The organism is Marinobacter sp. 1_MG-2023 (assembly GCF_030549045.1).
In the GTDB taxonomy this organism is placed as follows: Bacteria; Pseudomonadota; Gammaproteobacteria; order Pseudomonadales; family Oleiphilaceae; genus Marinobacter.
In genome coordinates this window covers 1,079,106-1,101,266 of sequence record NZ_JAUOST010000001.1, presented here as the reverse complement: position 1 = coordinate 1,101,266, position 22,161 = coordinate 1,079,106, and the positions used below count along the sequence as shown (strand labels likewise).

General features: G+C 54.2%; 23 protein-coding genes. 13 read left to right on the top strand and 10 right to left on the bottom strand.

The window, feature by feature from the left end; translation table 11 throughout:
- Window positions 1–240 precede the first annotated feature (240 nt).
- From Q4606_RS05085 to Q4606_RS05045, 9 genes are all read left to right on the top strand, one after another.
- Complete coding sequence (locus Q4606_RS05085) at window positions 241–1,239, top strand: GlxA family transcriptional regulator (protein ID WP_303606861.1); 999 nt, start codon at window positions 241–243, stop codon at window positions 1,237–1,239.
- Window positions 1,240–1,347: 108 nt separating this feature from the next.
- Window positions 1,348–1,512 (top strand): hypothetical protein, encoded by a 165-nt coding sequence (locus Q4606_RS05080; RefSeq protein ID WP_303596267.1) that lies wholly within the window; start codon window positions 1,348–1,350, stop codon window positions 1,510–1,512.
- A gap of 397 nt (window positions 1,513–1,909) precedes the next feature.
- A complete protein-coding gene (locus tag Q4606_RS05075; protein WP_303606860.1) occupies window positions 1,910–4,711 on the top strand; it encodes a monovalent cation/H+ antiporter subunit A in 2,802 nt (933 codons plus the stop codon).
- Window positions 4,711–5,076, top strand: coding sequence for a Na+/H+ antiporter subunit C (locus Q4606_RS05070; RefSeq protein ID WP_303606859.1), 366 nt, complete (start codon window positions 4,711–4,713; stop codon window positions 5,074–5,076). Before Q4606_RS05075 ends, Q4606_RS05070 begins: the two co-directional genes overlap by 1 nt.
- A complete protein-coding gene (locus tag Q4606_RS05065; protein WP_303596270.1) occupies window positions 5,073–6,611 on the top strand; it encodes a monovalent cation/H+ antiporter subunit D in 1,539 nt (512 codons plus the stop codon). Before Q4606_RS05070 ends, Q4606_RS05065 begins: the two co-directional genes overlap by 4 nt.
- Window positions 6,611–7,099 carry a Na+/H+ antiporter subunit E gene (locus tag Q4606_RS05060; RefSeq protein ID WP_303606858.1) on the top strand — a complete coding sequence of 163 codons (489 nt, stop codon included), beginning with the start codon at window positions 6,611–6,613 and terminating at the stop codon, window positions 7,097–7,099. The genes Q4606_RS05065 and Q4606_RS05060 overlap by 1 nt, the downstream gene beginning before the upstream one ends.
- Window positions 7,096–7,365: a K+/H+ antiporter subunit F gene (locus tag Q4606_RS05055; RefSeq protein WP_303596272.1), complete on the top strand. Its 270-nt coding sequence runs from the start codon at window positions 7,096–7,098 to the stop codon at window positions 7,363–7,365. The genes Q4606_RS05060 and Q4606_RS05055 overlap by 4 nt, the downstream gene beginning before the upstream one ends.
- A gap of 54 nt (window positions 7,366–7,419) precedes the next feature.
- A complete protein-coding gene (locus tag Q4606_RS05050; RefSeq protein ID WP_303596273.1) occupies window positions 7,420–7,752 on the top strand; it encodes a Na+/H+ antiporter subunit G in 333 nt (110 codons plus the stop codon).
- Between the two features lie 129 nt (window positions 7,753–7,881).
- On the top strand, window positions 7,882–9,525 hold the full coding sequence (locus Q4606_RS05045; RefSeq protein ID WP_303606857.1) for a fatty acid--CoA ligase: 1,644 nt from the start codon (window positions 7,882–7,884) through the stop codon (window positions 9,523–9,525).
- A 122-nt stretch (window positions 9,526–9,647) separates the two neighbouring features.
- Here Q4606_RS05045 and Q4606_RS05040 read toward each other — a convergent pair whose 3' ends face one another.
- The 5 genes from Q4606_RS05040 to Q4606_RS05020 form a co-directional block, all read right to left on the bottom strand.
- Window positions 9,648–10,004 carry a translation initiation factor Sui1 gene (locus Q4606_RS05040; RefSeq protein WP_303596275.1) on the bottom strand — a complete coding sequence of 119 codons (357 nt, stop codon included), beginning with the start codon at window positions 10,002–10,004 and terminating at the stop codon, window positions 9,648–9,650.
- A 55-nt stretch (window positions 10,005–10,059) separates the two neighbouring features.
- Window positions 10,060–10,590, bottom strand: a complete 531-nt coding sequence (locus tag Q4606_RS05035) for a DUF4136 domain-containing protein (RefSeq protein WP_303596276.1) — start codon at window positions 10,588–10,590, stop codon at window positions 10,060–10,062.
- Between the two features lie 75 nt (window positions 10,591–10,665).
- Window positions 10,666–11,271 (bottom strand): YigZ family protein, encoded by a 606-nt coding sequence (locus Q4606_RS05030; RefSeq protein ID WP_303596277.1) that lies wholly within the window; start codon window positions 11,269–11,271, stop codon window positions 10,666–10,668.
- A gap of 19 nt (window positions 11,272–11,290) precedes the next feature.
- Window positions 11,291–12,607 carry a HAMP domain-containing sensor histidine kinase gene (locus Q4606_RS05025; protein WP_303606856.1) on the bottom strand — a complete coding sequence of 439 codons (1,317 nt, stop codon included), beginning with the start codon at window positions 12,605–12,607 and terminating at the stop codon, window positions 11,291–11,293.
- On the bottom strand, window positions 12,604–13,290 hold the full coding sequence (locus Q4606_RS05020; protein ID WP_303606855.1) for a response regulator transcription factor: 687 nt from the start codon (window positions 13,288–13,290) through the stop codon (window positions 12,604–12,606). The genes Q4606_RS05025 and Q4606_RS05020 overlap by 4 nt, the downstream gene beginning before the upstream one ends.
- Window positions 13,291–13,508: 218 nt before the next feature.
- Here Q4606_RS05020 and Q4606_RS05015 point away from each other — a divergent pair, with 218 nt between their 5' ends.
- Both Q4606_RS05015 and Q4606_RS05010 read left to right on the top strand, forming a co-directional pair.
- On the top strand, window positions 13,509–13,859 hold the full coding sequence (locus tag Q4606_RS05015) for a hypothetical protein (RefSeq protein WP_303596280.1): 351 nt from the start codon (window positions 13,509–13,511) through the stop codon (window positions 13,857–13,859).
- Between the two features lie 57 nt (window positions 13,860–13,916).
- Window positions 13,917–15,083 (top strand): GNAT family N-acetyltransferase, encoded by a 1,167-nt coding sequence (locus Q4606_RS05010; protein ID WP_303606854.1) that lies wholly within the window; start codon window positions 13,917–13,919, stop codon window positions 15,081–15,083.
- Between the two features lie 37 nt (window positions 15,084–15,120).
- Here Q4606_RS05010 and Q4606_RS05005 read toward each other — a convergent pair whose 3' ends face one another.
- Window positions 15,121–15,336 carry a dodecin gene (locus tag Q4606_RS05005; protein ID WP_303596282.1) on the bottom strand — a complete coding sequence of 72 codons (216 nt, stop codon included), beginning with the start codon at window positions 15,334–15,336 and terminating at the stop codon, window positions 15,121–15,123.
- Between the two features lie 131 nt (window positions 15,337–15,467).
- Complete coding sequence (locus tag Q4606_RS05000) at window positions 15,468–16,847, bottom strand: diguanylate cyclase (RefSeq protein WP_303606853.1); 1,380 nt, start codon at window positions 16,845–16,847, stop codon at window positions 15,468–15,470.
- Between the two features lie 332 nt (window positions 16,848–17,179).
- Here Q4606_RS05000 and Q4606_RS04995 point away from each other — a divergent pair, with 332 nt between their 5' ends.
- Window positions 17,180–17,962, top strand: coding sequence for an acetoin reductase (locus tag Q4606_RS04995; protein ID WP_303596284.1), 783 nt, complete (start codon window positions 17,180–17,182; stop codon window positions 17,960–17,962).
- Window positions 17,963–18,162: 200 nt separating this feature from the next.
- Here the strand turns inward: Q4606_RS04995 and Q4606_RS04990 are convergent, their stop codons facing one another.
- The 3 genes from Q4606_RS04990 to Q4606_RS04980 form a co-directional block, all read right to left on the bottom strand.
- Window positions 18,163–19,485 carry a hypothetical protein gene (locus Q4606_RS04990; RefSeq protein WP_303596285.1) on the bottom strand — a complete coding sequence of 441 codons (1,323 nt, stop codon included), beginning with the start codon at window positions 19,483–19,485 and terminating at the stop codon, window positions 18,163–18,165.
- Window positions 19,486–19,558: 73 nt separating this feature from the next.
- Complete coding sequence (locus Q4606_RS04985; RefSeq protein WP_303596286.1) at window positions 19,559–19,870, bottom strand: AzlD family protein; 312 nt, start codon at window positions 19,868–19,870, stop codon at window positions 19,559–19,561.
- Window positions 19,867–20,538 carry an AzlC family ABC transporter permease gene (locus Q4606_RS04980; protein ID WP_368497543.1) on the bottom strand — a complete coding sequence of 224 codons (672 nt, stop codon included), beginning with the start codon at window positions 20,536–20,538 and terminating at the stop codon, window positions 19,867–19,869. The genes Q4606_RS04985 and Q4606_RS04980 overlap by 4 nt, the downstream gene beginning before the upstream one ends.
- Window positions 20,539–21,030: 492 nt before the next feature.
- On the opposite strand from Q4606_RS04980, the gene Q4606_RS04975 reads away from it, so the two are divergent.
- Entirely contained in the window at window positions 21,031–22,131 is a 1,101-nt protein-coding gene (locus Q4606_RS04975; protein WP_303606851.1) for a Glu/Leu/Phe/Val dehydrogenase dimerization domain-containing protein, read from the top strand.
- Window positions 22,132–22,161 lie beyond the last annotated feature (30 nt).

Sequence of the window (22,161 nt, the reverse complement as noted above, 5' to 3'; positions counted from 1 at the left end):
AGCCATCTTTTGGTTACCTACAGGCTCTCATAACAGGGTTTTCGTGGGAACCGGCGTTTATGACATAATTATGGTTATATTCGCCACTTTGCCGACTGATGCCAGGGCGATGCTGGTGCCACTGCCCAGGACTGTCGGCAGCATGGATGCTGCCGTCAAGCCTACAGGTATGTATTCACAGCGTGTCCTGGGCAGTGGCACCCGCATTGCCCAACTCCAGAGCTACAGTCCGGAGGCTTCATGCAAAAAGTTTCAATCATTGGGTTTGACGGCGCTTTGGCCAGCGCCATCACCGGTGTGATCGATTTGTTTCGTTTGGCCGGCGTGACCTGGGCGCGGATTCATGGTGAGCAACCAGTGCCGCACTTTACTACTCGACTGCTAACACGCAACGGCGATCCCTGCCGGTGCATTAATGGCATCACCCTGCTGTCAGACGGCAGTTGGGACGAGCTGGATACGGACAATGCTGATCTGGTCATCGTGCCGACTATCGGTGCGCCGATTGATCAGGTGCTTTCTTCCAATAACGACCTGATTGCCTGGCTTGGCCAATTCAACAATCAGAACAATAGCTCTGCAGGACAGGTTCGTGTGGCCAGTAACTGCACCGGCGCCTTCCTTCTGGCAGAGGCGGGATTGCTCAATGGCAAGGAGGCTACAACCCACTGGGGCTTCAGCAACGGTTTTCGCCAGCGGTACCCACTGGTAAACCTGCACCCGGACAAGCTGGTAACCGTAGACGGGGATATTGCCTGTGCCGGAGGCGGCATGGCGTGGTGGGATCTGGGGATACATCTGATCGAACGCCATGCAGGCGCTCAGGTTGCCAGGGAGTTGGCGAAGGCGTTTGTTATCGACGCAGGACGTAACAGTCAGGCACCCTACAGCGCACTTCAGAGCAAGCGGTATCATTCAGACCCGATAATCCTGGACCTCCAGGACTGGCTAGAGACGCACTATAGCGAAACCATTACCCTGGCTTTTCTGGCCACTTTGAGCGGCCTGACATCGCGCTCGCTAATGCGACGATTCAAGCTTGCCACCGGGGACACGCCAACCGGGTATCTTCAGGCCATTCGAATAGAAGCAGCACGTGCCCATCTGGAAAACTCTCGCGTGCCAGTAGAGGAGGTCACCCGCCTGGTGGGTTACGAGGATGTCAGTTCGTTCAGCCGTCTATTTCGCAAGCACACAGGGCTCTCTCCCGGGGCTTATCGTTCACGGTTTGGACGTTGATGGGAGCAGACATCATTTGGCCCGGGTTATGCATCGGATCGACTTAACGGCCTCTGGCCGGATGTTTCTGTAAACAATACTGACAGGTGTCATATGGGAGAAAACGCCATGAACGCACCCGTTCAAAAAACTCAGGTTGAAGTTCTTAACCGGCTGTACACCATGAAACTTGAGCAGATCGAAGCGGCCAGCAGACAAGGCAATAGTTTGCGCAGCCAAGTGCTGGAGGCCGAAGCCGAGGCCATTTTTAATGCTCTCAAATCAGCCCGGTGATACTCCAACAACCGTGAGGCGTTGGCAGAAAGCGGCCGAATAGTGCCGCTCCACGTCACTTTTAAATGCAATTTCTGCACTTGATCCATCACAAGTTGACTTGACCTGCGAGCCCGGGCACGTATCATCGGTTTCCAGGTTTTACTAACGGAGCAACCATGACCGCCAGGTCCGTCGGCTGCATGCAGATCAATCGCCCCCCAATTACCGCTGACATCGCGCGGCATCGCGGGCGTTTACCGTACTTCCCAGACCCACCAGCACTCTGCTGACCCTAGCCCAGGCACCCATCACGACGGTCTAGAAGAGACGTGTGCAGGGTGGCCAACCGGAGACTAGACTCAGGTTCAAACGCTATCTCCATTCATAAGAACAGAAAACCGCTAACGAGGTTGCGATGTCGCTACCGCTGGTTGTACTACTGCCATTTTTGGGGGCCATAGCCGCCCCCCTGTTTGCCCAGGGCGGGCGAACCGCTATTGCGATAGCATCATCCGTTCCTGCACTGATCGCACTGGCAGCGCTGTTTCCCCACTGGTCCGTTCTTTCCGCAGGTGGCACGGTATTGCACAACTACGAGTGGCTTCCTGTGCTTGGGCTATCGTTCAGTTTTCGACTCGACGGCTTGGCGCTCCTTTTTGCGCTGTTGATACTGGTCATCGGCCTGCTGATCATTATCTATTCCCACTACTACCTTAAAGCCAGTGAGAATGTAGCCAAGTTTTACTCCCTGCTCCTTTGTTTCAAGGGCTCGATGCTGGGCATAGTGCTCTCCGGCAACCTGTTGCTGATGCTTATTTTCTGGGAATTAACCAGCCTGACTTCGTTCCTGCTGATCAGTTTCTGGACGCACAAACAGGATGCGCGGCGCGGTGCACGAATGGCTCTGGCAGTTACTGGCGGCGGTGGGTTGGCTCTGCTGGCCGGCATTCTTCTGATCGGCAACATTGTTGGCAGCTTCGAACTTGATGATGTGCTTGCCGCCGGCGATCTGATCAAGGCCCACGCTTTGTACCCGGTTGCACTGACACTCATTTTGCTCGGCGCCTTTACGAAGTCGGCTCAGTTCCCGTTTCACTTCTGGCTGCCGCACGCCATGCAGGCGCCGACACCAATTTCTGCCTACCTGCACTCTGCCACCATGGTCAAAGCGGGGATATTTCTCATGGCCCGCCTTTATCCGGCGTTGGCGGGAACTGAGCAATGGTTTTACATGGTCAGCTTCACCGGCATGGCCACGCTGCTTCTTGGCGCCTATATCGCCATGTTCAAGCATGACCTGAAAGGTCTGCTCGCTTATTCAACCGTAAGCCACCTGGGCCTGATCACCCTGCTACTAGGCATGGGAACTCAGTTGGCCGCCGTCGCTGCAATATTCCACGTTATCAACCATGCCACTTTCAAGGCCTCTCTGTTCATGGCCGCCGGCATCATTGATCACGAAACCGGTACCCGCGATATGCGCCGGATTAACGGCCTTTGGCGTTACATGCCCCATACTGCCACTCTGGCGATGGTTGCTGCCTCATCCATGGCTGGCGTTCCTTTGCTGAACGGATTCCTCAGCAAGGAAATGTTTTTTGCCGAGTCCCTGGAACTTAACCTGCCCGGTCTCTGGGCCTGGCTACCTCCGATTATTGCCACCTTGGCAGGCATCTTCGCCGTTGCCTACTCGGCTCGCTTCGTTCACGACGTTTTCTTTAACGGCAAGCCTGTCGACCTGCCTAAATTCCCGCCCCATGAACCTCCCAGGTATATGAAATTTCCGGTGGAGATCCTGGTATTCGCGTGCATCATGGTGGGCGTATTCCCTACCATCGCCGTCGGCCCACTGCTTTTCGCGGCAGCGTCTGCAACCCTTGGCGGTGATGTTCCTGACTATCAGTTGGCGGTAATCCATGGCTTTAACCTGCCGCTGCTGATGAGTTTTATGGCTTTCTTCGGTGGTCTTCTGATGTACAGCCAACGTCAGCGCTTTTTCGATTTCCATGCCCGGTTCCGGGAGATTGACGAGAAAGCGGTGTTTGAGGCCGTGGTCTCAAAATTCGTACTTCTGGCAAACCGCTGTACCAGCTGGCTTGAAAATGGCTCCCTCCAGCGCTACGCCATGCTTCTTATTGTGAGCGTCATCGCTGTTACTGTGATGCCTCTGGCTGACATCGGCTTTGATATCGGCGAGAACGGGCTTAGCGCCGTTGACGGGGCCACGGCACTCGCCGCGGTCATACTCATACTCTCTGCACTGGCAACGGCCACCTGGCACAGAGAACGCTTTTACGCGCTGGTACTGCTGAGCGTTGTAGGCCTGATAGTGGCGCTCACATTTGCACGATTCTCCGCGCCGGATTTGGCCATGACACAGTTGTCGGTGGAAGTTGTGACCATCGTTCTGCTGATGCTGGCACTTTTCTATATGCCTTCCTGGACACCGCTGGAGAGCTCAAAAGCCCAGCGCACGCGCGACATTCTCATAGCCCTTGCCGCGGGCGCCGGGATGACACTGATCACACTGGCCATTCTCACCCAGCCGTTCAGCTCCATTTCCGACTTCTTCCTGGCAAACAGCAAGCCCGGCGGCGGCGGAACCAATGTGGTTAACGTGATTCTGGTCGACTTCCGTGGTTTCGATACCTTGGGCGAAATAACGGTACTCGCCATAGCAGCGCTCGGCATATACGCCATGCTTAAAGACACTGCCCTGACTCCTCCCCCGGGAGACGGCTTGGGCCATGCGTGGACGCGGGATCATTACCCGCTGATGCTGAGACAGATTGCCCGGCCCATGCTACCGCTGGCGCTGATGGTGTCTGCCTATATTTTCCTGCGCGGGCATAACCTGCCCGGCGGCGGTTTTATCGCCGGCCTGATCACCTCTGTAGCGCTGATTCTTCAGTATATTGCCAGCGGCATGATCTGGACCCAGGATCGCATTCGGTTCCGGTACCATAATGTTATTGGTCTCGGCCTTCTGTTTGCGACCATTGCCGGTTCCGGCAGCCTGGCCTTCGGCTACCCCTTCCTGACGACCACATTTGGCTATATTACCTGGCCCATTGTTGGCAAATTCGAAGTTGCGTCGGCTCTGGTGTTTGACCTGGGTGTATATATGGCGGTGATCGGCGCCACGCTGCTGGCACTTGTGAGCATTGGCCGGTTATCACCTCACTCCGCCATCAAGAGTAAAAAGGAGGGCGTGTAATGGAACTGTTATTTGCACTGGTTATCGGTGCCTTGACTGCATCCGGCGTATATCTTCTGCTGCGCGCCCGCACTTTTCCCGTTGTTATGGGTCTGACTTTGCTGTCTTACGGCGTCAACCTCTTCCTGTTCGCCACCGGGCGCCTCGCAACCGGTGAGCAGCCGGTCATCGGAACTGCCGCAGGCTATTCAGACCCGTTGCCACAGGCTCTGGTGCTCACAGCTATCGTTATCGGCTTTGCGATGACGGCATTTCTGGTTGTTCTGGCTCTGCGTAATCTGGCAGACAATGAAAACGACCATGTGGATGGACAACACGAAACACCTTCCGAGCAAACACAGGACCAGGAGGTAACCAGCAAATGACCCACTGGCTTATTGCTCCGATTCTGATACCGCTGCTCGGCGGCATTCTTCAGGTTTTCATGGGATATGCTCCTATCAGCCTGCGCCGAACCCTGGCCATCGCCACCACTGTGCTTATGCTGGTTTCAGCTGTGGTGTTGCTAATGCTCGCCAATGATGACAGCTACCGCATCTATGCGTTCGGCAACTGGCAACCACCCTTCGGCATTGTGTTGGTTCTTGACCGGCTAGCCGCACTGATGCTGGTTTTGACAGCTATTCTCGGATTGTTCTGTCACATCTATGCCTGCGGGGGTGCCGATGAGGGGAACCGGCAGTTCCATACCCTGTTTCTGTTCCAGTTGATGGGCCTGAACATTGCGTTTCTGACCGGCGACCTGTTCAACCTGTTCGTTGCCTTTGAAGTTCTGCTGATCGCCTCCTACGGTCTGCTCATGCACGGTGGAGGCAGTACACGAACCGTCCCCGGGCTTCACTACGTCGTTCTCAACCTGACGGGTTCAGCGCTGTTTCTGATCGGTGTGGGCATGATCTACAGCGCTACAGGAACACTGAACATGGCAGATCTGGCGGTGAAAATCCCACAGGTATCTGGCAGTAACGTGAACCTTGTAAAGGCTGGTGGCATGATGCTTCTGGTGGTGTTCTGCCTGAAAGCGGCGCTTCTTCCGCTATGTTTCTGGCTGCCCAAAGCCTACGCGAAAGCAACTGCACCGGTTGCAGCACTTTTTGCCGTTATGACCAAGGTGGGCATCTATGCAATTGTCAGAATTTACCCACTCATCTTCGGAGAGGGCGCAGGAGAGTTAGCATACCTGGGCATGGACTGGCTATTCCCTCTGGCCCTGGTAACTCTGGGCATGGGAGTTATCGGGGCCCTTGGAGCAGACAACCTGAAAACTCTGGTCGCCTGGCAGGTTATTATTTCCGTTGGGACACTACTTGCACCTATCGCACTCGGCTCTGAGGCTGGCTTGTCGGCAGCGCTGTTTTATCTGATTAGTACAACATGGACGGTCGCGGCTCTGTTCCTGGTTTCCGAGTTGGTCGCAAGCCAACGAGGCCAGGCCGGAGACAGTATCGTCACTGCACCAAAAATGCGCCACAGGACGTTCCTGAGCGTGCTGTTTCTTATCGGTGCTGTGGCCGCCGCCGGCCTGCCTCCCCTGAGCGGCTTTTTCGGCAAACTGCTTATTCTCCAGTCGGTTGAGCCTGGAGCCGAAATGGCCTGGCTATGGGGTGTACTACTCGTTGGCAGCTTTCTCACCCTGATAGCCTACAGCCGTGCAGGAAGCATTGTCTTCTGGTGGAACGTAGATGGCCAAATTGAAAAACCGGAACCAATGAGTAACAGAGCATCCATTTCCACCGGGATGCTTACCTGCCTTACTATGGCGATCGTTGTGCTGGCAGGACCGGTGAGTGACTACACCCGTGCCACCGCCGAGCAGTTGTACGACAATCGAGGCTACATCAATATTCTTCAGACGCCCATGCATGTCCCACAGAGCCCATTAGTTGGGGAGGCAAACTGATGTTTGATCGCCTGAGTTTTCCTCAACCCTGGCTTAGCCTGGTTCTGTTCACGACTTGGCAGATACTCAGTGATGGTGTATCCGGTGGCAGTGTCGTTCTCGGGTTCATTCTGGCCTGGCTGATCCCCCAGATGACCCACGGTTTCTGGCCAGAGCGCCCGGCCTTTGTAAAAACCTGGCGCATGCCCTGGTATATCCTGCGGGTACTGAATGACATCATAGCCGCCAGCTTTTCGGTGGCGTGGCTAATACTCAGCCCCCGCAAGCCGCAACCGGCTTTCATCAGCTACCCCCTGAAGCTTGAACACCCGCTCGCCATATCGATTCTGGCGAGCACCATCTCACTCACTCCCGGAACTGTGAGTGCCGATGTCAGCGATGACAACAAGACCCTGTTAATCCACGCATTGGACTCCTCAAGCGATGAGGAGATTATTGACGCTATATTCAACCGCTACGAAAAACCGCTGATGGAGATGTTCCAATGATTACAGTTGCACTGTATCTCACCATCGCCATGGTGACCTTGGCGGCTCTGCTCAACGTATATCGCCTGATCCGGGGGCCGGATGAACCAGACCGGGTTCTGGCGATAGATACACTCTATATCAACGCCATCGCTCTCATCATCTTGCTTGGTATCACTCTGAACACACGCATGTATCTTGAGTCCGGTCTGTTGATCGCAGTCATGGGGTTCGTAAGCACTGTGGCCATGGCCAAGTATCTGAAACGAGGTAGTGTCATTGAATAACTACCTCACCCAACTAACCAGCCCCCATCAGCCCTTTCGCAGAGGAGAGAACTCATGAGCCCGTTTGCGGAATACGCTATCTCCGCCCTGTTACTTTTTGGGGGAGCATTTACACTTGTAGGCGCCATCGGCCTGGCCCGGCTGCCAGACTTTTATACCCGACTGCATGGGCCTACCAAGGCAACCACCGTCGGGGTGGGAGCCATCATGCTCAGCTCGGTCATCTACTTCAGTGCCATCGGCGAAGGCATAGGTATTTCTGAAGTCCTCATCACGGTATTCCTGCTGATGACCGCACCGGTGAGTGCCAACATGCTGGCCAAAGCGGCCATGCATATTGGCGTGGAAACAGTGAAAGACACCAAAGGCAAACCCTGGGAGCAGTAGGTGGCATCACCTTACTGTTCTTGCAAGTGTTAGTAACGGCGTGCCCCAAGCTTTCGATTTCGCTCGTTTTATGTCAGATTTCGTCAACCTCTCAGACAAAACCAACAATCGTTATAGAGGATTCCAGACATGGTACAAACACGAATTTTACCTGCAGCTGAAAATGCCCATCAATACCCACTCCTGATCAAACAGCTACTGCGCTCGGGGCCGAGGTATTCTCCGGATCAAGAGATCGTTTACGCCAACCGGAGCAAGTACACATACACAGATCTGGTAGAACGCATTCATCGCCTTGCCAATGCGCTCACCGATGCCGGCGTTAAACCGGGCGATACAGTTGCGGTTATGGATTGGGATACGCCCCGCTATCTTGAATGTTTTTTCGCGATTCCCATGATGGGAGCTGTTCTGCACACGGTAAACGTGCGCCTGTCACCGGAGCAGATCGTCTACACCATGAATCATGCGGAAGACGACGTGGTGCTGGTACATGACGATTTCATACCTATCCTGGAGGGCGTTCAGGACGAAATTAAAACAGTCAAAACCTACATCCAGCTTACCGACGAAAAAACCGCCAAGGATACAAAGCTCGAAACCAGCGGCGAATACGAAGAGCTGCTCGCGAGCGCATCGGCAGAATTCGATTTCCCGGATTTCGACGAAAACAGCGTCGCAACTACCTTCTACACCACAGGCACTACCGGCAATCCAAAAGGTGTTTTCTTCAGCCACCGCCAGCTGGTGCTGCACACTCTGGCCATGACCGGCTCGCTTTCCGCCTACGATGAAGTGCCACTGTTGCGTTCGTCTTCGGTGTATATGCCGGTAACGCCCATGTTCCACGTTCACGCCTGGGGTGTTCCTTACGCAGCCACCATGATGGGCATAAAACAGGTGTACCCTGGCCGCTACGAGCCGGAGTTGCTGGTTGATCTCATCAAGGAACACAACGTCTCCTTCTCGCACTGTGTTCCGACCGTCATGCAGATGATGATGGGCACAGAGTCCATAAAAACAGCGGATCTCAGCAACTGGCAGGTATTGATTGGCGGCAGCGCACTGACCAAGGGTCTGTGTGATGCGGGCGCGAAACTTGGCATCCGCATGTACACAGGCTACGGCATGTCCGAAACCTGTCCTTTGCTCAGCGCAACCCATCTCAAGCAAGAAGATCTGGAGCTACCGCTCGAGCAGCAAACCGCTAAGCGGATCAAAACCGGCATCGCAGTCCCCATGGTGGAACTGGAAATTGTTGACCCATCCGGTAAACCTGTCGCTCACGACGGTGAAGCCAAAGGCGAAGTTGTTGCCCGGGCCCCCTGGCTTACTCAAAGCTACTTCAAAGAACCGAAAAAAGGCGAGGAACTCTGGGAAGGTGGCTGGTTGCATACGGGTGACGTTGCCTCCATGGAGCCTGACAACACGCTGACGATCAAGGATCGCATCAAGGATGTCATCAAGACCGGTGGTGAATGGCTGTCATCCCTGGACCTGGAAAATCTGATCAGCCAGCATTCCGCGGTAGCAGGTGCTGCTGTAGTGGGCATTCCGGATGAGAAATGGGGCGAGCGGCCCTATGCCCTGGTCACCCTCAGACCTGGCGAGCAGGCCAATCTGGAAGATATACAGCGCCACCTGCAAGAATATGTCGATCGAGGCGAGATCAATAAATGGGCGATACCGGCACAGATCGATTTTGTTGAAGACATTCCGAAAACAAGTGTCGGCAAGATCAATAAAAAACTGATTCGTGACCAGCTTCAGTAAATAGACCGGATACTAAAATGGCCCGCAAGGCTTTCCTGCGGGCCATTTCAGGTTTTCGTGCACAATTCTAGTTAAAGACTTTTCCCACCAAATGCTGCGTAAGAGCTCCAACAACATCAGCTTCAGCCACCTGAACGCTTAACAACCCAGCCCTTTTGCTCGAGAAGGGGCACGAGCAGATCACGTTGATCACCCTGTATCTCCACCACACCGCCCTTAACCGTGCCGCCGGTGCCGCATTTGGCTTTAAGCACTTTTGCGTAGGCTTTGAGTTCTTTCTCATCCATGGGGATGCCGGTAATCAGGGTGACACCTTTCCCCTTCCGCCCTTTGGTCTCACGGCTTACACGCACAATACCATCACCTTCCGGGCGCATTGCCTGGCCGCAGGTACAACTGGCAACCGGATTACGGCACTCAGGGCACATCCGCCCCTGCTCGGTTGAAAACACTAGGCCGCCTGTAGATCGCTTCGCCATTAATCCTCCATATGCAGGGCCGTTGGGACTATGCCATCGAAACGGCCCTGGTTTTTCAATCCAGATCGGGAGGATACTTGGTAAACATCTCTTCAACCACTTCGTCGATCAGCTTCCCGCGTTTTTCAGGAGACTGATCTTCATTGAGGTAGCGGCGGCTGGCTGCACGCCAAACAACTTCCTTCGAACTACTACTTGCCAGCTCGACCACCAACTTGCCTTCTTTGACTTCACGCACAGGAGGTGGTGCCGAAAGCCCCCAGCCAAAATTCCCTGTACCAAAGCCAATGCCAAGCCCGACGCCTGATTGCTCAAGTCGCTCCTCTTCCACAATTCGCCAGCTCACTAGAAGGTCAGCCTCCGACTCTTCCACCTTACTTAAGGATTTAAGGCTCAGTTCCCGCTCAATCGCGCCCTGTACACGACTTCCATCCAGAGAAATGAACGAGGAATCACCTGCACTGGGCGCGAAGGCCCAGGATGAATAGTCGCTAAAAGCCGCGGTTGAATTGTAATCAGTCACTACATTACTGGCGCACCCGGTCATTGCTATTGTCACCAGCGCTACCATCAGAAAACGAGCCATAACCTACCCCTTAATTTCCGGAATCCTTAACCCAAGTATACGCACAAGACACTTATCCGATGCGTTTTTGTCCTTTCATGTTTCAAAACGGTAATCCAGTTTGTGAGCGTCACAAAACGCCGTAAACGCTTCAGACTGGTCTTCCGGAACGAGAACCCGTGCAGTTACCGAAGTGCCATAGGTGATTGCATCCAGCTCGGCCGCATGGGTGTCGCACCAGTGTCGCAATGGCTGCTCATCCGCAAACCCCATTATGACGTTTGCAGCACTGACAGGCTTGTGGAATACCCTGCCGACTTCTGACAGTACACTCTCGGCTGCACCGGCATAGGCTCTCACCAGACCTCCTGCACCAAGTTTGATGCCACCAAAATAACGGATGACCATCACAAGGACATCCCCCATATCCTTGTGCTGAATCACGTTTAAAATCGGCTTACCTGCGGTTCCGGCCGGCTCACCATCATCGTTCATGGCGGCTTCCGCCGCTGAGCCCGGGCGTCCGATCTGGTAGGCCCAGCAGATATGGCGAGCATCGGGGTGATCCTGATGTGCTTTTTCTAGCCAGCCTTTCACATCGTCCCGGGAAGCCACAGGCGCAATTCTGGCAATAAAGCGGCTTTTCTTCACGTCTGTCTCGCGCTCAAGGAAGCCGGCAGGTACTGGATAGTCTTTTTTCATGAGGTGGCCTGTGTGGTCATCAGTCGACCGCAAATACCGGGAGCCGGACCAGAATCTGCAAACCGCCGCGCTGACTATTGTTTGCAGTGATTTCTCCGTCATGGGCCAGAATGATGTCTTTGGCGATCGCCAGCCCTAGCCCCCAGCCTTCGCCGCCCCGGGATTTGTCGCCCCGAAAAAACGGCTCGAAGAGATGATCGAGAATCTCACCTGGGACGCCAGGCCCTTCATCCTCAATCGCCAGGCTTATCCAACCTGAAGACACCTTCAAAGCTATATGCACCACTTTCCCTGGCGGGGTATGATCCAGAGCATTCTGCAAGATATTGTCAAACGCTCTCTGCAACAGTCCGGCGTCGCCTAACACAGAAACACCAGTGCTCTCAGGCATTGAATCCAGCTTACAATCTACTCGCTGATGCTCGGCATAGTCTGCGGCATCCCGCAAAACCTGATTCACCAGATCCACAGGTCGCACTGGCTCCCGCGCGATATCACCACCCTGTTCGGTAACCCGATACAGGGTCAGGATCTGACCAGTCATTGAATCAAGACGTTCATTCTGACGTAGAATGCTGGCCATTAAATCGTCTTCTACCCCGCCTTCGCTGGCCAACTCAATAGCAATGCGTTGACGTGCCAGCGGCGTACGTAAATCATGGGAAATATCCCTCAACAGATGTTTCTGGCGATCCAGCAGTTTACACAGCTGGTCGGTCATTCCATTAAATGCCGTTGCCAACTGCCCGACCTCATCCCGGCGGTTAGCTATGCGCTCATCGACCCGCAATTCCGTGTTGCCGCCCGCGATAGCCCGAGCCGTCCTTTCCATATGCCTCATGGGCCGCGACACAAAGCGCGCGATCAGCCAGCAAGCCAGAGTGATCAGAACAAACGCCAACCCCATCTCCATAAACCGGAAAACCCGGGGTTCCAACCAGCCCTCTCCATGCATTTTAGGCCAGGCGATCAGGCGATAACCGTCGCCCAAATCCACAATGGCAGGCTTTTGCCGATACCATCCGGATTCAATTCGGGATCGAATGGCAGGCGGTAAACGCTCGCCGCTATCCGCACTGATCATCATCAGATGCAGCCCCAGTTCATCCCCCTGGGAACTGAGAAACCTGTGAGCCTCCCGGCGCCCCTGGCGCTCCCTAATCGCGGCCACGTCGAACCCGAGATCCCGTAACTCGAGCTGCCGCTCAATGGCAGCTCGCTCGCGATCGAGCAACACCTGGGAGGCAAGATTACTCACCACAACGGTTACGGCCATGGCCAGCCAGATCAACAGGAAAATCCGCCAGAATAGTGGAAACGTTACCCGCCGATTCATGCTGGCACCCGGTAACTGTAGCCAAGACCACGCACCGTTTCGATCCTGGGCGGATCATCGCTACCCAGTTTCTTCCGGAGATTGCTGATATGCATGTCCAGGGTACGGTCGAAGGCTTCAAGGCGGCGCCCCAGGGCCCATTGCATCAGATCCGTCTTACGGACCACACTTCCGGCATGTGCAAGCAACACCTGCAGAATTTCGTACTCGGTGGCTGTCAGCTCAAGTGGCTCACCATGATGGTATATACGGCGGTGGTCAGGTTCGACGCGTAAATCTCCATAATGCCTTTCTGTCGTCACTTCCGCTTTCTGATCCCAGGCCACCCGACGCAGGATCGCCTGGAGCCGTGCCACCAGTTCACGGGGGTTGCACGGCTTGGGTATATAGTCGTCAGCACCCACCTCAAAGCCAACAATGCGGTCTGTTTCATCGCCTCGAGCTGTCAGCAGCACCACCGGTAAGTGCGTGGCCGCACGTAATTCCCGCAACACCTCAAGGCCACTGATATCCGGCAGCATAATATCCAGCACCACAATATCGCAGTGCTGCCCGAGTGCCAGCGCCAAGCCATCTTTACCATTGGCCGCTTCGCGTATGGTGAACCCCTGTCCACTCAAATAGCGGGCAAGCAGTTCGCGTAGCTCGTCGTCATCTTCTACCAGCAAGACTCTGTTCTGCATCGTTTGTCTCTATCCGGGCTTGTTCAGTCATCGTGTGCATGGTGTGATGCCCTGAAGTTTAACACGCCCCCCTGAAACTGACGGCGCCACTCAGTATTCCTTTGCAGAACCTTTACATACCCTTGACGCTCATTTACCAAGATTCGCCTTACTATGGGGGCGAATCATGCTTATGCCGAAACCGGCCAAGCAGCTAATCAACTGTACGAGGAATTATCATGAGCAAACGCAGAACCTCTATTATCGCCGCCAGCCTTTTGGCCACGACTCTTTTTGCAGCCAGCCCTGCAGTATTTGCCGACAAGCATTCCGATCATCGCGGCGACGGCCCCCGTGATATGACCGAAATGTGCGAGAACATGCGCGAAGGCAAAGGGCCTTTCAACAAAGCTGAACGCCAGGAAAAGATGGCCGAAAAGCGCGATGCTATGGCCGAGCGCCTTAAGCTGAACGATGAGCAACGCAAAATCTGGAACGATATTCATGAAGAAAGGCGCGAAGAGCAGGAAAAGCGCGCAGAAAAAATGATGGAGAAGATGAAAAAACGCTGCGATCAGCAGAAGAAGTGATCAAAAGCCGGGTTTTGACGTAAGGTAACGGGAGCGATCAAGGAGTACGCCCCAGCCATGCCAGAACCCGCAGTATCAAATATTACGATCGAGGCCTGCCATTCCCTTTCCGACATTCCCAGGGAGACCTGGGATCGGCTGGCAGGCACCGATAACCCGTTTCTCCGGTACGAGTTTTTTGAAGCGCTGGAAACCTCCCGCTGCACCAGCGAAGAAACCGGTTGGAAACCCTGCCACCTTGTCTTCCGGCTAAAAGGTGAGATTGCTGGCGTCGCTCCGGCCTACCTTAAATCCCACTCAATGGGCGAATATGTGTTTGACTGGGCCTGGGCAGACGCCTACCGTCGCTATGGTCTGGATTATTACCCGAAGCTTCTGATCGCCATTCCCTTTACGCCTTCCCAGGGGCCCAGGCTACTTCTTGATCCACGGCTGCGTGACACTCTGGACGCTCTTCAGGCTCATGACCTTCTTGATACGCTGGCAGCCCGTCTTGGCGCGCATTCATGGCACATTCTGTTTCCGAACACTGAAGATCAGCAACTATTAAACCATGACAAACAGCTGCACCGGATTGGCTGCCAGTTTCACTGGCGAAACCGCGGCTATGGATGCTTCGAGGATTTTCTGGGCGAGCTGACTTCCCGCAAACGCAAATCCATACGCAAGGAACGCCGACAGATTTCGGAGCAAAGCATCAGCTTCCGCCGCTTTCACGGTCGGGAGATTCCCGGTCACGTTCTTGCTGCATTTTATGTTTTTTACCAGGCAACCTATCTGAAACGTGGGCAAAGGCCTTATCTGACCCAGCAGTTCTTTGAGCAGCTGCGTGAGAAAATGCCTGATCACCTGCATGTCATCATGGCGGTGAAAGACGGCGAAATGATTGCAGGGGCCCTGTTTCTCAAGGGAAAAGACACACTCTACGGTCGCTACTGGGGCTGTCTTGAAGAGTACAACCACCTTCACTTTGAAACCTGCTATTACCAGGGCATTGAACTAGCCATAGAGCTGGAGCTTCAGACCTTTGATGCCGGTGCACAGGGCGAACATAAGCTCGTTCGCGGCTTTGAACCTGAACTCACGCATTCATGGCATGGGGTCGCCCATTCCGGGTTTCGAGAGGCCATTGCAGAATTTACACAGGAGGAGGCAGAGCAGGTGTTGGCTTATTTTGACGACGCCAAAACGGCGCTTCCGTTCCGGCAGAACGACGGAGCCTGACAAGAGGCGCCTTTGCGCCCCAGGCTCCGAATACAGGTCAGCTCTCCTTGATCCGGAAACCTATGCTCAGCGACACCTGGTAGTGGCCAACCTTGCCATCAACAATGTGCCCGCGGGTTTCCGTAACCTCAAACCATTCCATATTGCGGATAGTCTTCGCAGATTCCGCGAGCGCATTTTCAATCGCACCCTCAATGCTGGTTTCTGACGAACCGACAATTTCGACTTTTTTGTACACGTGATTATTGGACATAGTAAAGCTCCTGATATTCGGTGGCTTTCACAAAAAGCCTATAAGGCTCGTTGCGGTCTGGCAAATCACGATCTTGTAATCTTGAGGAAGTCCCATGAAACCTCCTTAAATCCAGCAACCATTCATTCAAGTCAGGCGATGACGACCCGATTGCGGCCGCGGCTCTTCGCCTGATACAGGGCGTCGTCTGCTTTTCTGATCAAGCGCTGATAATCCGGGTGACCGTCGAAGCAGGATACCCCTGCACTGATGGTCACTCTCAACGTGTTCTCCTCGGGCAGCCGGAACAACTCCCGCTCAACACTCACCCTGAGCTTTTCCACAAGGCGCTGGACCTGCTCTTTGTTGATGTCTACCGCAACCAACAGGAACTCTTCTCCTCCCATTCGGAACAAATAGTCACCAGACCGGCTGTTATTCAGAAGAATCAGGGCAAGCTGCTGCAAAACGACATCTCCAGCCTGGTGGCCGTATGTGTCATTAACCTGCTTGAAGTGATCAATATCCAAAGCTACAACACCAAAGCAGGTATCCTGTTTTCTCGCCTGGTCAATCTGTCTGGTGAGAACCACTGGCATGAACTTTCGGTTAAGTAAACGTGTCAGTACGTCCCGCCCGGATTCCAGCTCATTGCTTTGCTCAAACAGACTGTCCAGATGAAACAAAATGCTTCTTACATTGTCCCGCAGGTCATGCAACAAGGACACACGCTTCGCCTGGCCCTCCAGGTCGTGGCCGCCGGCACCAAACAATGGGAGCACCGTATGGTCAATAGCATCCATGGCATCCAGAATTGCAGTAGCCTCAACCGATCCTTCGAATGCATGAGCCCCTTTATGACGAAACCAAAGCCCGAACTCGGATGTCTGAATACGAGGCAGCTCTGAACACTTTTTGCCAACAGCCTGGCCAAACATCAGCTGGTTTTCCCAATGAAGCACAGCTGCTCGTTGCTGATCTTTCTCGTTTGCAATATTTTGGGTAATCGCAAAGAGCCGATAAGCCTCTTCAGCTCGAGAATTTCGGTCGTGGGAGAGAGAATAAGCCTGCCCCATGACTTCCATAGCAAGATCGATCGTGTCAGAAGCCAGGTGGATTGCCAGAACCCGCTGCTTATCACTCAATAACCCATCATCAATCAGGGCTGTAAATTGATTCTTCAGGCAGCGCGCTCCCCTCAATACCAGATGGAGGGGAATATCGATTCTGGCGTGCACCTCACCAATTTTGCGCTGCTCTGCAATCAATTTAAAAACAGAGTCCTGATCCGAAGACCCAAATAGCCCGGACAACCAGCGCTGCATGGAATTCCCGAGCCGTTGCTGAACATCCTCATTCGATAAGAATTTTGAGGCCTCTGGATTGGAAAGCATCACCTGATAGAAATATTCAGAGAGTATGCTCGCGTTGTTCTGAAAAAAACCTCGAACAAATTGGTGAGTTTCTGACGGAAATTTCTCGTTGAGCGCAAGCCACTCTGAGGAAACGAATTCAAGGGACAAGTGAGGCATGGTCTTACCAGTTTCAATAACAGCGGTGCGTTAGCTATTGCGTTGATTACATATAAACATACGCAATAAGCGACACATTCTATGGCAAGGCCAAACACGAGAAATAGGTATATTCCCCGGAAACCTACAGGTAGCGAGCATGTTCAGGGCGAAACTGACAGATTCACTTGCCGAAACACTGAAAGTCGAGGGCAGTTCAATAGGCGACTGTACGCAGCTTGATCGTGTGCGGTATGAGGAGCATGATTATTGAGCTTTAAATGCAGGCGGAACCATCAATGTTCCTGCCAGCATAAACTTGCCATTTATGTAACCTAAACAAGGAGTCACAAATGGAACGTCTGGGAAACAAGGTCGCTTTAGTTACAGGTGCAGGACAAGGGATTGGTCGAGCAATCGCATTGCGACTCGCACGCGATGGCGCCGACATTGCCGTTGTTGACCTTAATGACGAGAACATGCAGGCCGTTGCCGACGAGGTTCGAGCACTGGGGCGCAAGGCCACAATCTTCAAAGCCGATGTCTCCAAACGCGACGAAGTTTATGCTGCGATCGATCACGCAGAGAAAGAGCTGGGCGGCTTTGACATCATCGTCAATAACGCGGGCATCGCCAACATTCAATCCATCGCCAATGTTACACCGGAAGAAGTCGATAAAATCTTCAAAGTGAACGTTGAAGGTGTTTTGTGGGGCACTCAGGCGGCAGCCGCGAAATTCAAACAACACGGAACCAAAGGCAAGATCATCAATGCGTCGTCCATTGCCGGCCACGAAGGTTTCCCGTTGTTGAGCATATATTCGGCCACGAAGTTTGCAGTGCGGGCTCTGACACAGGCATCTGCCAAAGAGTTCGCGAGCGACGGCATAACGGTCAACGCCTACTGCCCAGGGGTGGTCGGCACCGATATGTGGGTTGAGATTGATAAGCGCATGGCGGAGATCACTGGTGCTAAAATCGGCGAAAGCTATGACAAGTTCGTCGGCGGCATAGCTCTTGGTCGCGCCCAGACGCCCGAAGATGTGGCGGCTTTCGTCTCGTTTCTCGCAGGACCCGACGCCGACTACATGACGGGGCAGGCCCCACTGATCGATGGCGGCCTTGTTTATCGGTAGGAAAAGCCCGACATTTCTGCCATTCAATAAGGGCGGTTGCGGTGGTTAAGGTTATCGGCCTGCCAACAACCAGTTTTCGGGGTTGGCAGGCTAAGGCAATTACGACGCAATCGCCCGGCAATTCAATATAGACTCTTTCATACGAGAGGCGGCTCTCCGCCGCAGACGTACAATCTCATCCTGTCCTACCCTGTGCAGGATTACACCCTGGCAAACTCAAGGTACCGACTCGCGGCCTGCTTTTTCTCATCCTGGCTGTTCAGCAGTTCAAGCCGCAACTGGTTGATGATATTCATGTACTCATCCAGAGGGGATTTTGCTTCCCCCAAGTTCTTGGTCTCTTCGATAAAAGCTTGTTGTTTTACCCGAATGTCATTGAGCTTCTCCAATGCACCTCGAATGGCCTCAATCCGTGCGCCCAAAAGCCCGCCGACTTCGTTGCCGTCTCTATCAGGTCCACCGCTGCCACCGAGACTCTGCATTGCGGGTGGAACTTGCTCCGTATTCTGTTCAGCCAAAGTAATTTCCTCGAGCGTGCGAACTTCGCCGTCGGTGGTCAGGTAAATGCCTGAAGCCTGAATCTGTCCCAAAGGAATGCCCTGGCTATTCGTGAGGGTAAAGCTATCCTCAGCGCTGCCTACATATAACGCCTGTACCCCAACGTCTTCCAGCGACCTCAAATCCTGCGAGCCGTCAGCAGTCTGCACCCAGACCGATAGCGATGAGAAGACTTCATCGCTGACATCAATCCACTGGTTACCGTCATCATCAAACGTTGCCAGTTCGCTGAATCCAGAACCGCTTTTGGGGCCAAACAGCTCAGTGCCGTCATCCACCTCGCCGTTCTCATTGCGATCGAATACCAGATAACCACTGCCGCTACCCAAGGTAGCAAACTGCCCGGATTCGCCGTTTCCGTTCAGGTCGAACTCGAACAGAGTGTCGTTAAGCTGAGCCGTTGCACTGCCGAAGTTGATAACCAGTGGATCGGTCATCGGGCGTTCCTCTATGCGAAGACTTTCAGAGTATTCATATGTCCGGGACTGTGATTGACGAAGTGACAAGGTGAAATCAATGGTCTCGCCGTTCTCCAGAGAAATACTTCCGGTCGAGGCAAAGGAGCGGGTTTCACTCTCGGAATAGAACATGTAGCGGTTGGCCTCAACGGACATACTGCCTTGCGTCTGGGTGCCAGAGTCGCCAGCCAAAGCAGCACGGCCTACGCTGATGGCCTGCTGGCCCCGAAGAAACAGTTCTGCGGTTTTCTCCGCCAGCTCCGCGCTGGAAAATACCGCACTACGATCAGCGCCGCTGACGGTGCTGGAACCGGAGTAGCTCAGGCGCTCCTGACTCGTGTAACGATAGGCTGCATCGCGCGTTATATTGACTTGCGCCCCACCCGGCTGATCGCTTGCCGGGGCGCCGGATAGCGGTTGTTGGTTAATCCGGAGCTGGCTCTGGTCGAAGGCCGTTTCCTGACGGGAACTTCCCTGAAGAAAGGAAATCTGACTGGACACGATCATGGCGCGGGTTTACCTCTCAATAACTCGAATCTCTATCCGTTTATCGGCTTAGAAAAGGCGAACTTGAGAGGGGTTACGCAAAATACCGGACAAGAGCAGCCGCGAGGATACCCGACGCAATGGCTGGCAGCGGCTTCTTGGTAGCAAGCATGACAACGGCAGTCACAGACAGGGCCGCAATCGCGCCGGCATCACCACCAAACGCCATGGGCACGATAATGGCAATGAGCACGGAGCTGGCCATGGTATTGATAAAGCTTTCAATACGCGGGCTTATCCGCACATAAGACATGATAAACACGCCCCCGAACCGGGTTGCCAGGGTTACCAGTGTCATGATCAGTATCAGCGCCAGAACGCCGGTTGTGGTTGTTTCAATAGTCATGCCGGCTCCTCGACATGCTCGTCAACCGGCTTTTTTTCTAGCCAGAAGAAGCCAACCACACCACCGGCAAGGGCGCCGGCAACCACATGGGTATTGGCCGGCAGCCACTTCCATGCCGCAAAGGAAGCAATCGCGGCAAGCGACCATGCAACCAGTACTCGAGGGTTTTTCTTTCCGCCCAGCGCCATAGCCAACAAAAAGCAGCCCAGCACCATGTCCATCCCCAGGCTTTTCGGATCCTGCAAAAGCCCACCGAAGTACACACCAAGCCAGGTCCCGACAATCCATGCCAGCCAAAGAGCCAGGCCGCCGCCCAGAATCACCTCAAGGTTACGCCTGCCACTTTGGTATTCCTGAGCAGATACCGCCCAGTTCGCGTCGGTGAGAAGCAACATAAGACCATAACGTTTAGCGGGAGAAACATCTTTCAGCATGGGGTACAGCGAAGCCCCCATCAACAGGTGTCGGGAGTTGATGGCAAATACCACGACCATAACGGGAAGCACGGAGACTTCAGCTCCCCACATATCAATTGCCGCAAACTGCGAGGCACCGGCAAACACCAGAGTGCTCATCAGAATGGATTCAAGAGGCCCCAGCCCTTTCTGCACAGCCGCCAGACCAAAGGCAGCGCCGAACGCTACCACGAACAATGAGATAGGAAACATCCGGATAAGCTCGGAACGAACCTTTGCGGACTGAAATTGGTAGGGATATAGGGTGTTTATCATCTACGCAAGCTAAGGAAATTTTCCGGCCACGCGAATAAGTAGTTTCCGCAGGCGTGAGTTGTTGATCTGCCAACAAGTTTTGTAAATGCAACTAACTGCAAGGAGGCTAAAGACTGCATTCGGGACAAGCCCCACGATTGACCTGCCCGGTTACAGCGATTAGTTTAACTCCAGTCCGGCCCCACAAGGGCAATCCCCTTCGGGAAACCCGGACACCTGAAATCAAACCGCCGGCCACAAGCCGGACGACAAAAACAACACCGCCACTGCCGCCGAGATCCGGCCAGGTGGAGAGGATTTCAAAATGTCTATATCTGCACGCCCCCAGGGCGCCGTTTGCAATGTGCAAACGTGTCCTTCGTTTGAGTTCGTCACCTCAGCTTCCGAAAAACGGCGCCCACCAGGGCCAGGAAAAAGAGGTGAACCGCAATGAACGTATTCAGCCATCCCGAGTTCGATAACCACGAACATTTATCGTTTTTCTGCGATCCCGAAACCGGGCTAAAAGCCATTGTTGCCATACACAACACCTCCCGCGGACCAGCTCTTGGCGGCTGCAGGATGTTCCCCTATGCCAGCGATGAGGAAGCTCTGCGCGACGTATTGCGTTTGTCTCGGGGCATGACATACAAATCCGCACTTGCCAACCTGGACCTCGGCGGCGGCAAATCGGTCATCATCGGGGATCCACGAAAGCAAAAAAGCGAAGCCTTGCTGGAAGCGATGGGCAAGCACCTTGAGGGACTTGGCGGCCAGTACATAGCGGCCGAAGACTCCGGAACCAGCGTGCCAGACCTGAAAGTCATGGGGCGGCACACCAAACACGTTGCCGGCATAATCGAGCGCACGGCTTTTGATGGTCAGCGCAGCAATGGTGACCCCTCCCCCACCACCGCTTACGGCACGTTCGTAGGTCTGAAGGCCGCGGTGAAACACAAGCTCGATCGCGACGATCTGACCGGTTTGAAGGTTGCCATCCAGGGCATTGGCAACGTGGGCTATCGACTAGCCCGCCACCTGAAAGAAGCCGGCGCTGAACTCTGGGTGTATGACATTCACCAGGAGAATATGCAGCGTGCTATGGATGAACTGGGCGCTCATGCCGCATCGGCTGAAGACATTCTGTTTCTACCGGTAGATGTGGTGGCACCATGCGCCATGGGTGCCGTGCTGAATGACGACAGCATTACCCGCCTGAAAACAACGATCGTTGCAGGCGCAGCCAATAACCTCCTGCAACGTCCGGATCACGACCAGGCGCTCAAAGACCGGGGCATCCTCTATGCCCCGGACTTTGCCATCAACGCCGGCGGCATCATCGATGTTTTCTACGAACGCACAGGCGCGTCCCCGGAAACCGTGCGAGCCCACGTAGAGAGCATTGGCCAAACACTTACAGAGATTTTCAAGCGTTCGGACCGCAGCGGCATGCCAACTGGCGCAGTCGCCAACACACTCGCCGAAGAGCGCTTCCTGAAACACTCTGGCGCAAATGGGCCCGCGCGTGAGCGGCACACTGGTACAGGTTAACCAACGACAGCCCGATTTCGGGGGCCGTGA

What these genes read in the sequence shown, in the direction of transcription:
- Q4606_RS05085 (WP_303606861.1), top strand. Translation starts at nt 241, where the DNA reads ATGCAAAAAGTTTCAATCATTGGGTTTGACGGCGCTTTGGCCAGCGCC.
- Q4606_RS05080 (WP_303596267.1), top strand. Translation starts at nt 1,348, where the DNA reads ATGAACGCACCCGTTCAAAAAACTCAGGTTGAAGTTCTTAACCGGCTG.
- Q4606_RS05075 (WP_303606860.1), top strand. Translation starts at nt 1,910, where the DNA reads ATGTCGCTACCGCTGGTTGTACTACTGCCATTTTTGGGGGCCATAGCC.
- Q4606_RS05070 (WP_303606859.1), top strand. Translation starts at nt 4,711, where the DNA reads ATGGAACTGTTATTTGCACTGGTTATCGGTGCCTTGACTGCATCCGGC.
- Q4606_RS05065 (WP_303596270.1), top strand. Translation starts at nt 5,073, where the DNA reads ATGACCCACTGGCTTATTGCTCCGATTCTGATACCGCTGCTCGGCGGC.
- Q4606_RS05060 (WP_303606858.1), top strand. Translation starts at nt 6,611, where the DNA reads ATGTTTGATCGCCTGAGTTTTCCTCAACCCTGGCTTAGCCTGGTTCTG.
- Q4606_RS05055 (WP_303596272.1), top strand. Translation starts at nt 7,096, where the DNA reads ATGATTACAGTTGCACTGTATCTCACCATCGCCATGGTGACCTTGGCG.
- Q4606_RS05050 (WP_303596273.1), top strand. Translation starts at nt 7,420, where the DNA reads ATGAGCCCGTTTGCGGAATACGCTATCTCCGCCCTGTTACTTTTTGGG.
- Q4606_RS05045 (WP_303606857.1), top strand. Translation starts at nt 7,882, where the DNA reads ATGGTACAAACACGAATTTTACCTGCAGCTGAAAATGCCCATCAATAC.
- Q4606_RS05040 (WP_303596275.1), bottom strand. Translation starts at nt 10,004, where the DNA reads ATGGCGAAGCGATCTACAGGCGGCCTAGTGTTTTCAACCGAGCAGGGG.
- Q4606_RS05035 (WP_303596276.1), bottom strand. Translation starts at nt 10,590, where the DNA reads ATGGCTCGTTTTCTGATGGTAGCGCTGGTGACAATAGCAATGACCGGG.
- Q4606_RS05030 (WP_303596277.1), bottom strand. Translation starts at nt 11,271, where the DNA reads ATGAAAAAAGACTATCCAGTACCTGCCGGCTTCCTTGAGCGCGAGACA.
- Q4606_RS05025 (WP_303606856.1), bottom strand. Translation starts at nt 12,607, where the DNA reads ATGAATCGGCGGGTAACGTTTCCACTATTCTGGCGGATTTTCCTGTTG.
- Q4606_RS05020 (WP_303606855.1), bottom strand. Translation starts at nt 13,290, where the DNA reads ATGCAGAACAGAGTCTTGCTGGTAGAAGATGACGACGAGCTACGCGAA.
- Q4606_RS05015 (WP_303596280.1), top strand. Translation starts at nt 13,509, where the DNA reads ATGAGCAAACGCAGAACCTCTATTATCGCCGCCAGCCTTTTGGCCACG.
- Q4606_RS05010 (WP_303606854.1), top strand. Translation starts at nt 13,917, where the DNA reads ATGCCAGAACCCGCAGTATCAAATATTACGATCGAGGCCTGCCATTCC.
- Q4606_RS05005 (WP_303596282.1), bottom strand. Translation starts at nt 15,336, where the DNA reads ATGTCCAATAATCACGTGTACAAAAAAGTCGAAATTGTCGGTTCGTCA.
- Q4606_RS05000 (WP_303606853.1), bottom strand. Translation starts at nt 16,847, where the DNA reads ATGCCTCACTTGTCCCTTGAATTCGTTTCCTCAGAGTGGCTTGCGCTC.
- Q4606_RS04995 (WP_303596284.1), top strand. Translation starts at nt 17,180, where the DNA reads ATGGAACGTCTGGGAAACAAGGTCGCTTTAGTTACAGGTGCAGGACAA.
- Q4606_RS04990 (WP_303596285.1), bottom strand. Translation starts at nt 19,485, where the DNA reads ATGATCGTGTCCAGTCAGATTTCCTTTCTTCAGGGAAGTTCCCGTCAG.
- Q4606_RS04985 (WP_303596286.1), bottom strand. Translation starts at nt 19,870, where the DNA reads ATGACTATTGAAACAACCACAACCGGCGTTCTGGCGCTGATACTGATC.
- Q4606_RS04980 (WP_368497543.1), bottom strand. Translation starts at nt 20,538, where the DNA reads ATGTTTCCTATCTCATTGTTCGTGGTAGCGTTCGGCGCTGCCTTTGGT.
- Q4606_RS04975 (WP_303606851.1), top strand. Translation starts at nt 21,031, where the DNA reads ATGAACGTATTCAGCCATCCCGAGTTCGATAACCACGAACATTTATCG.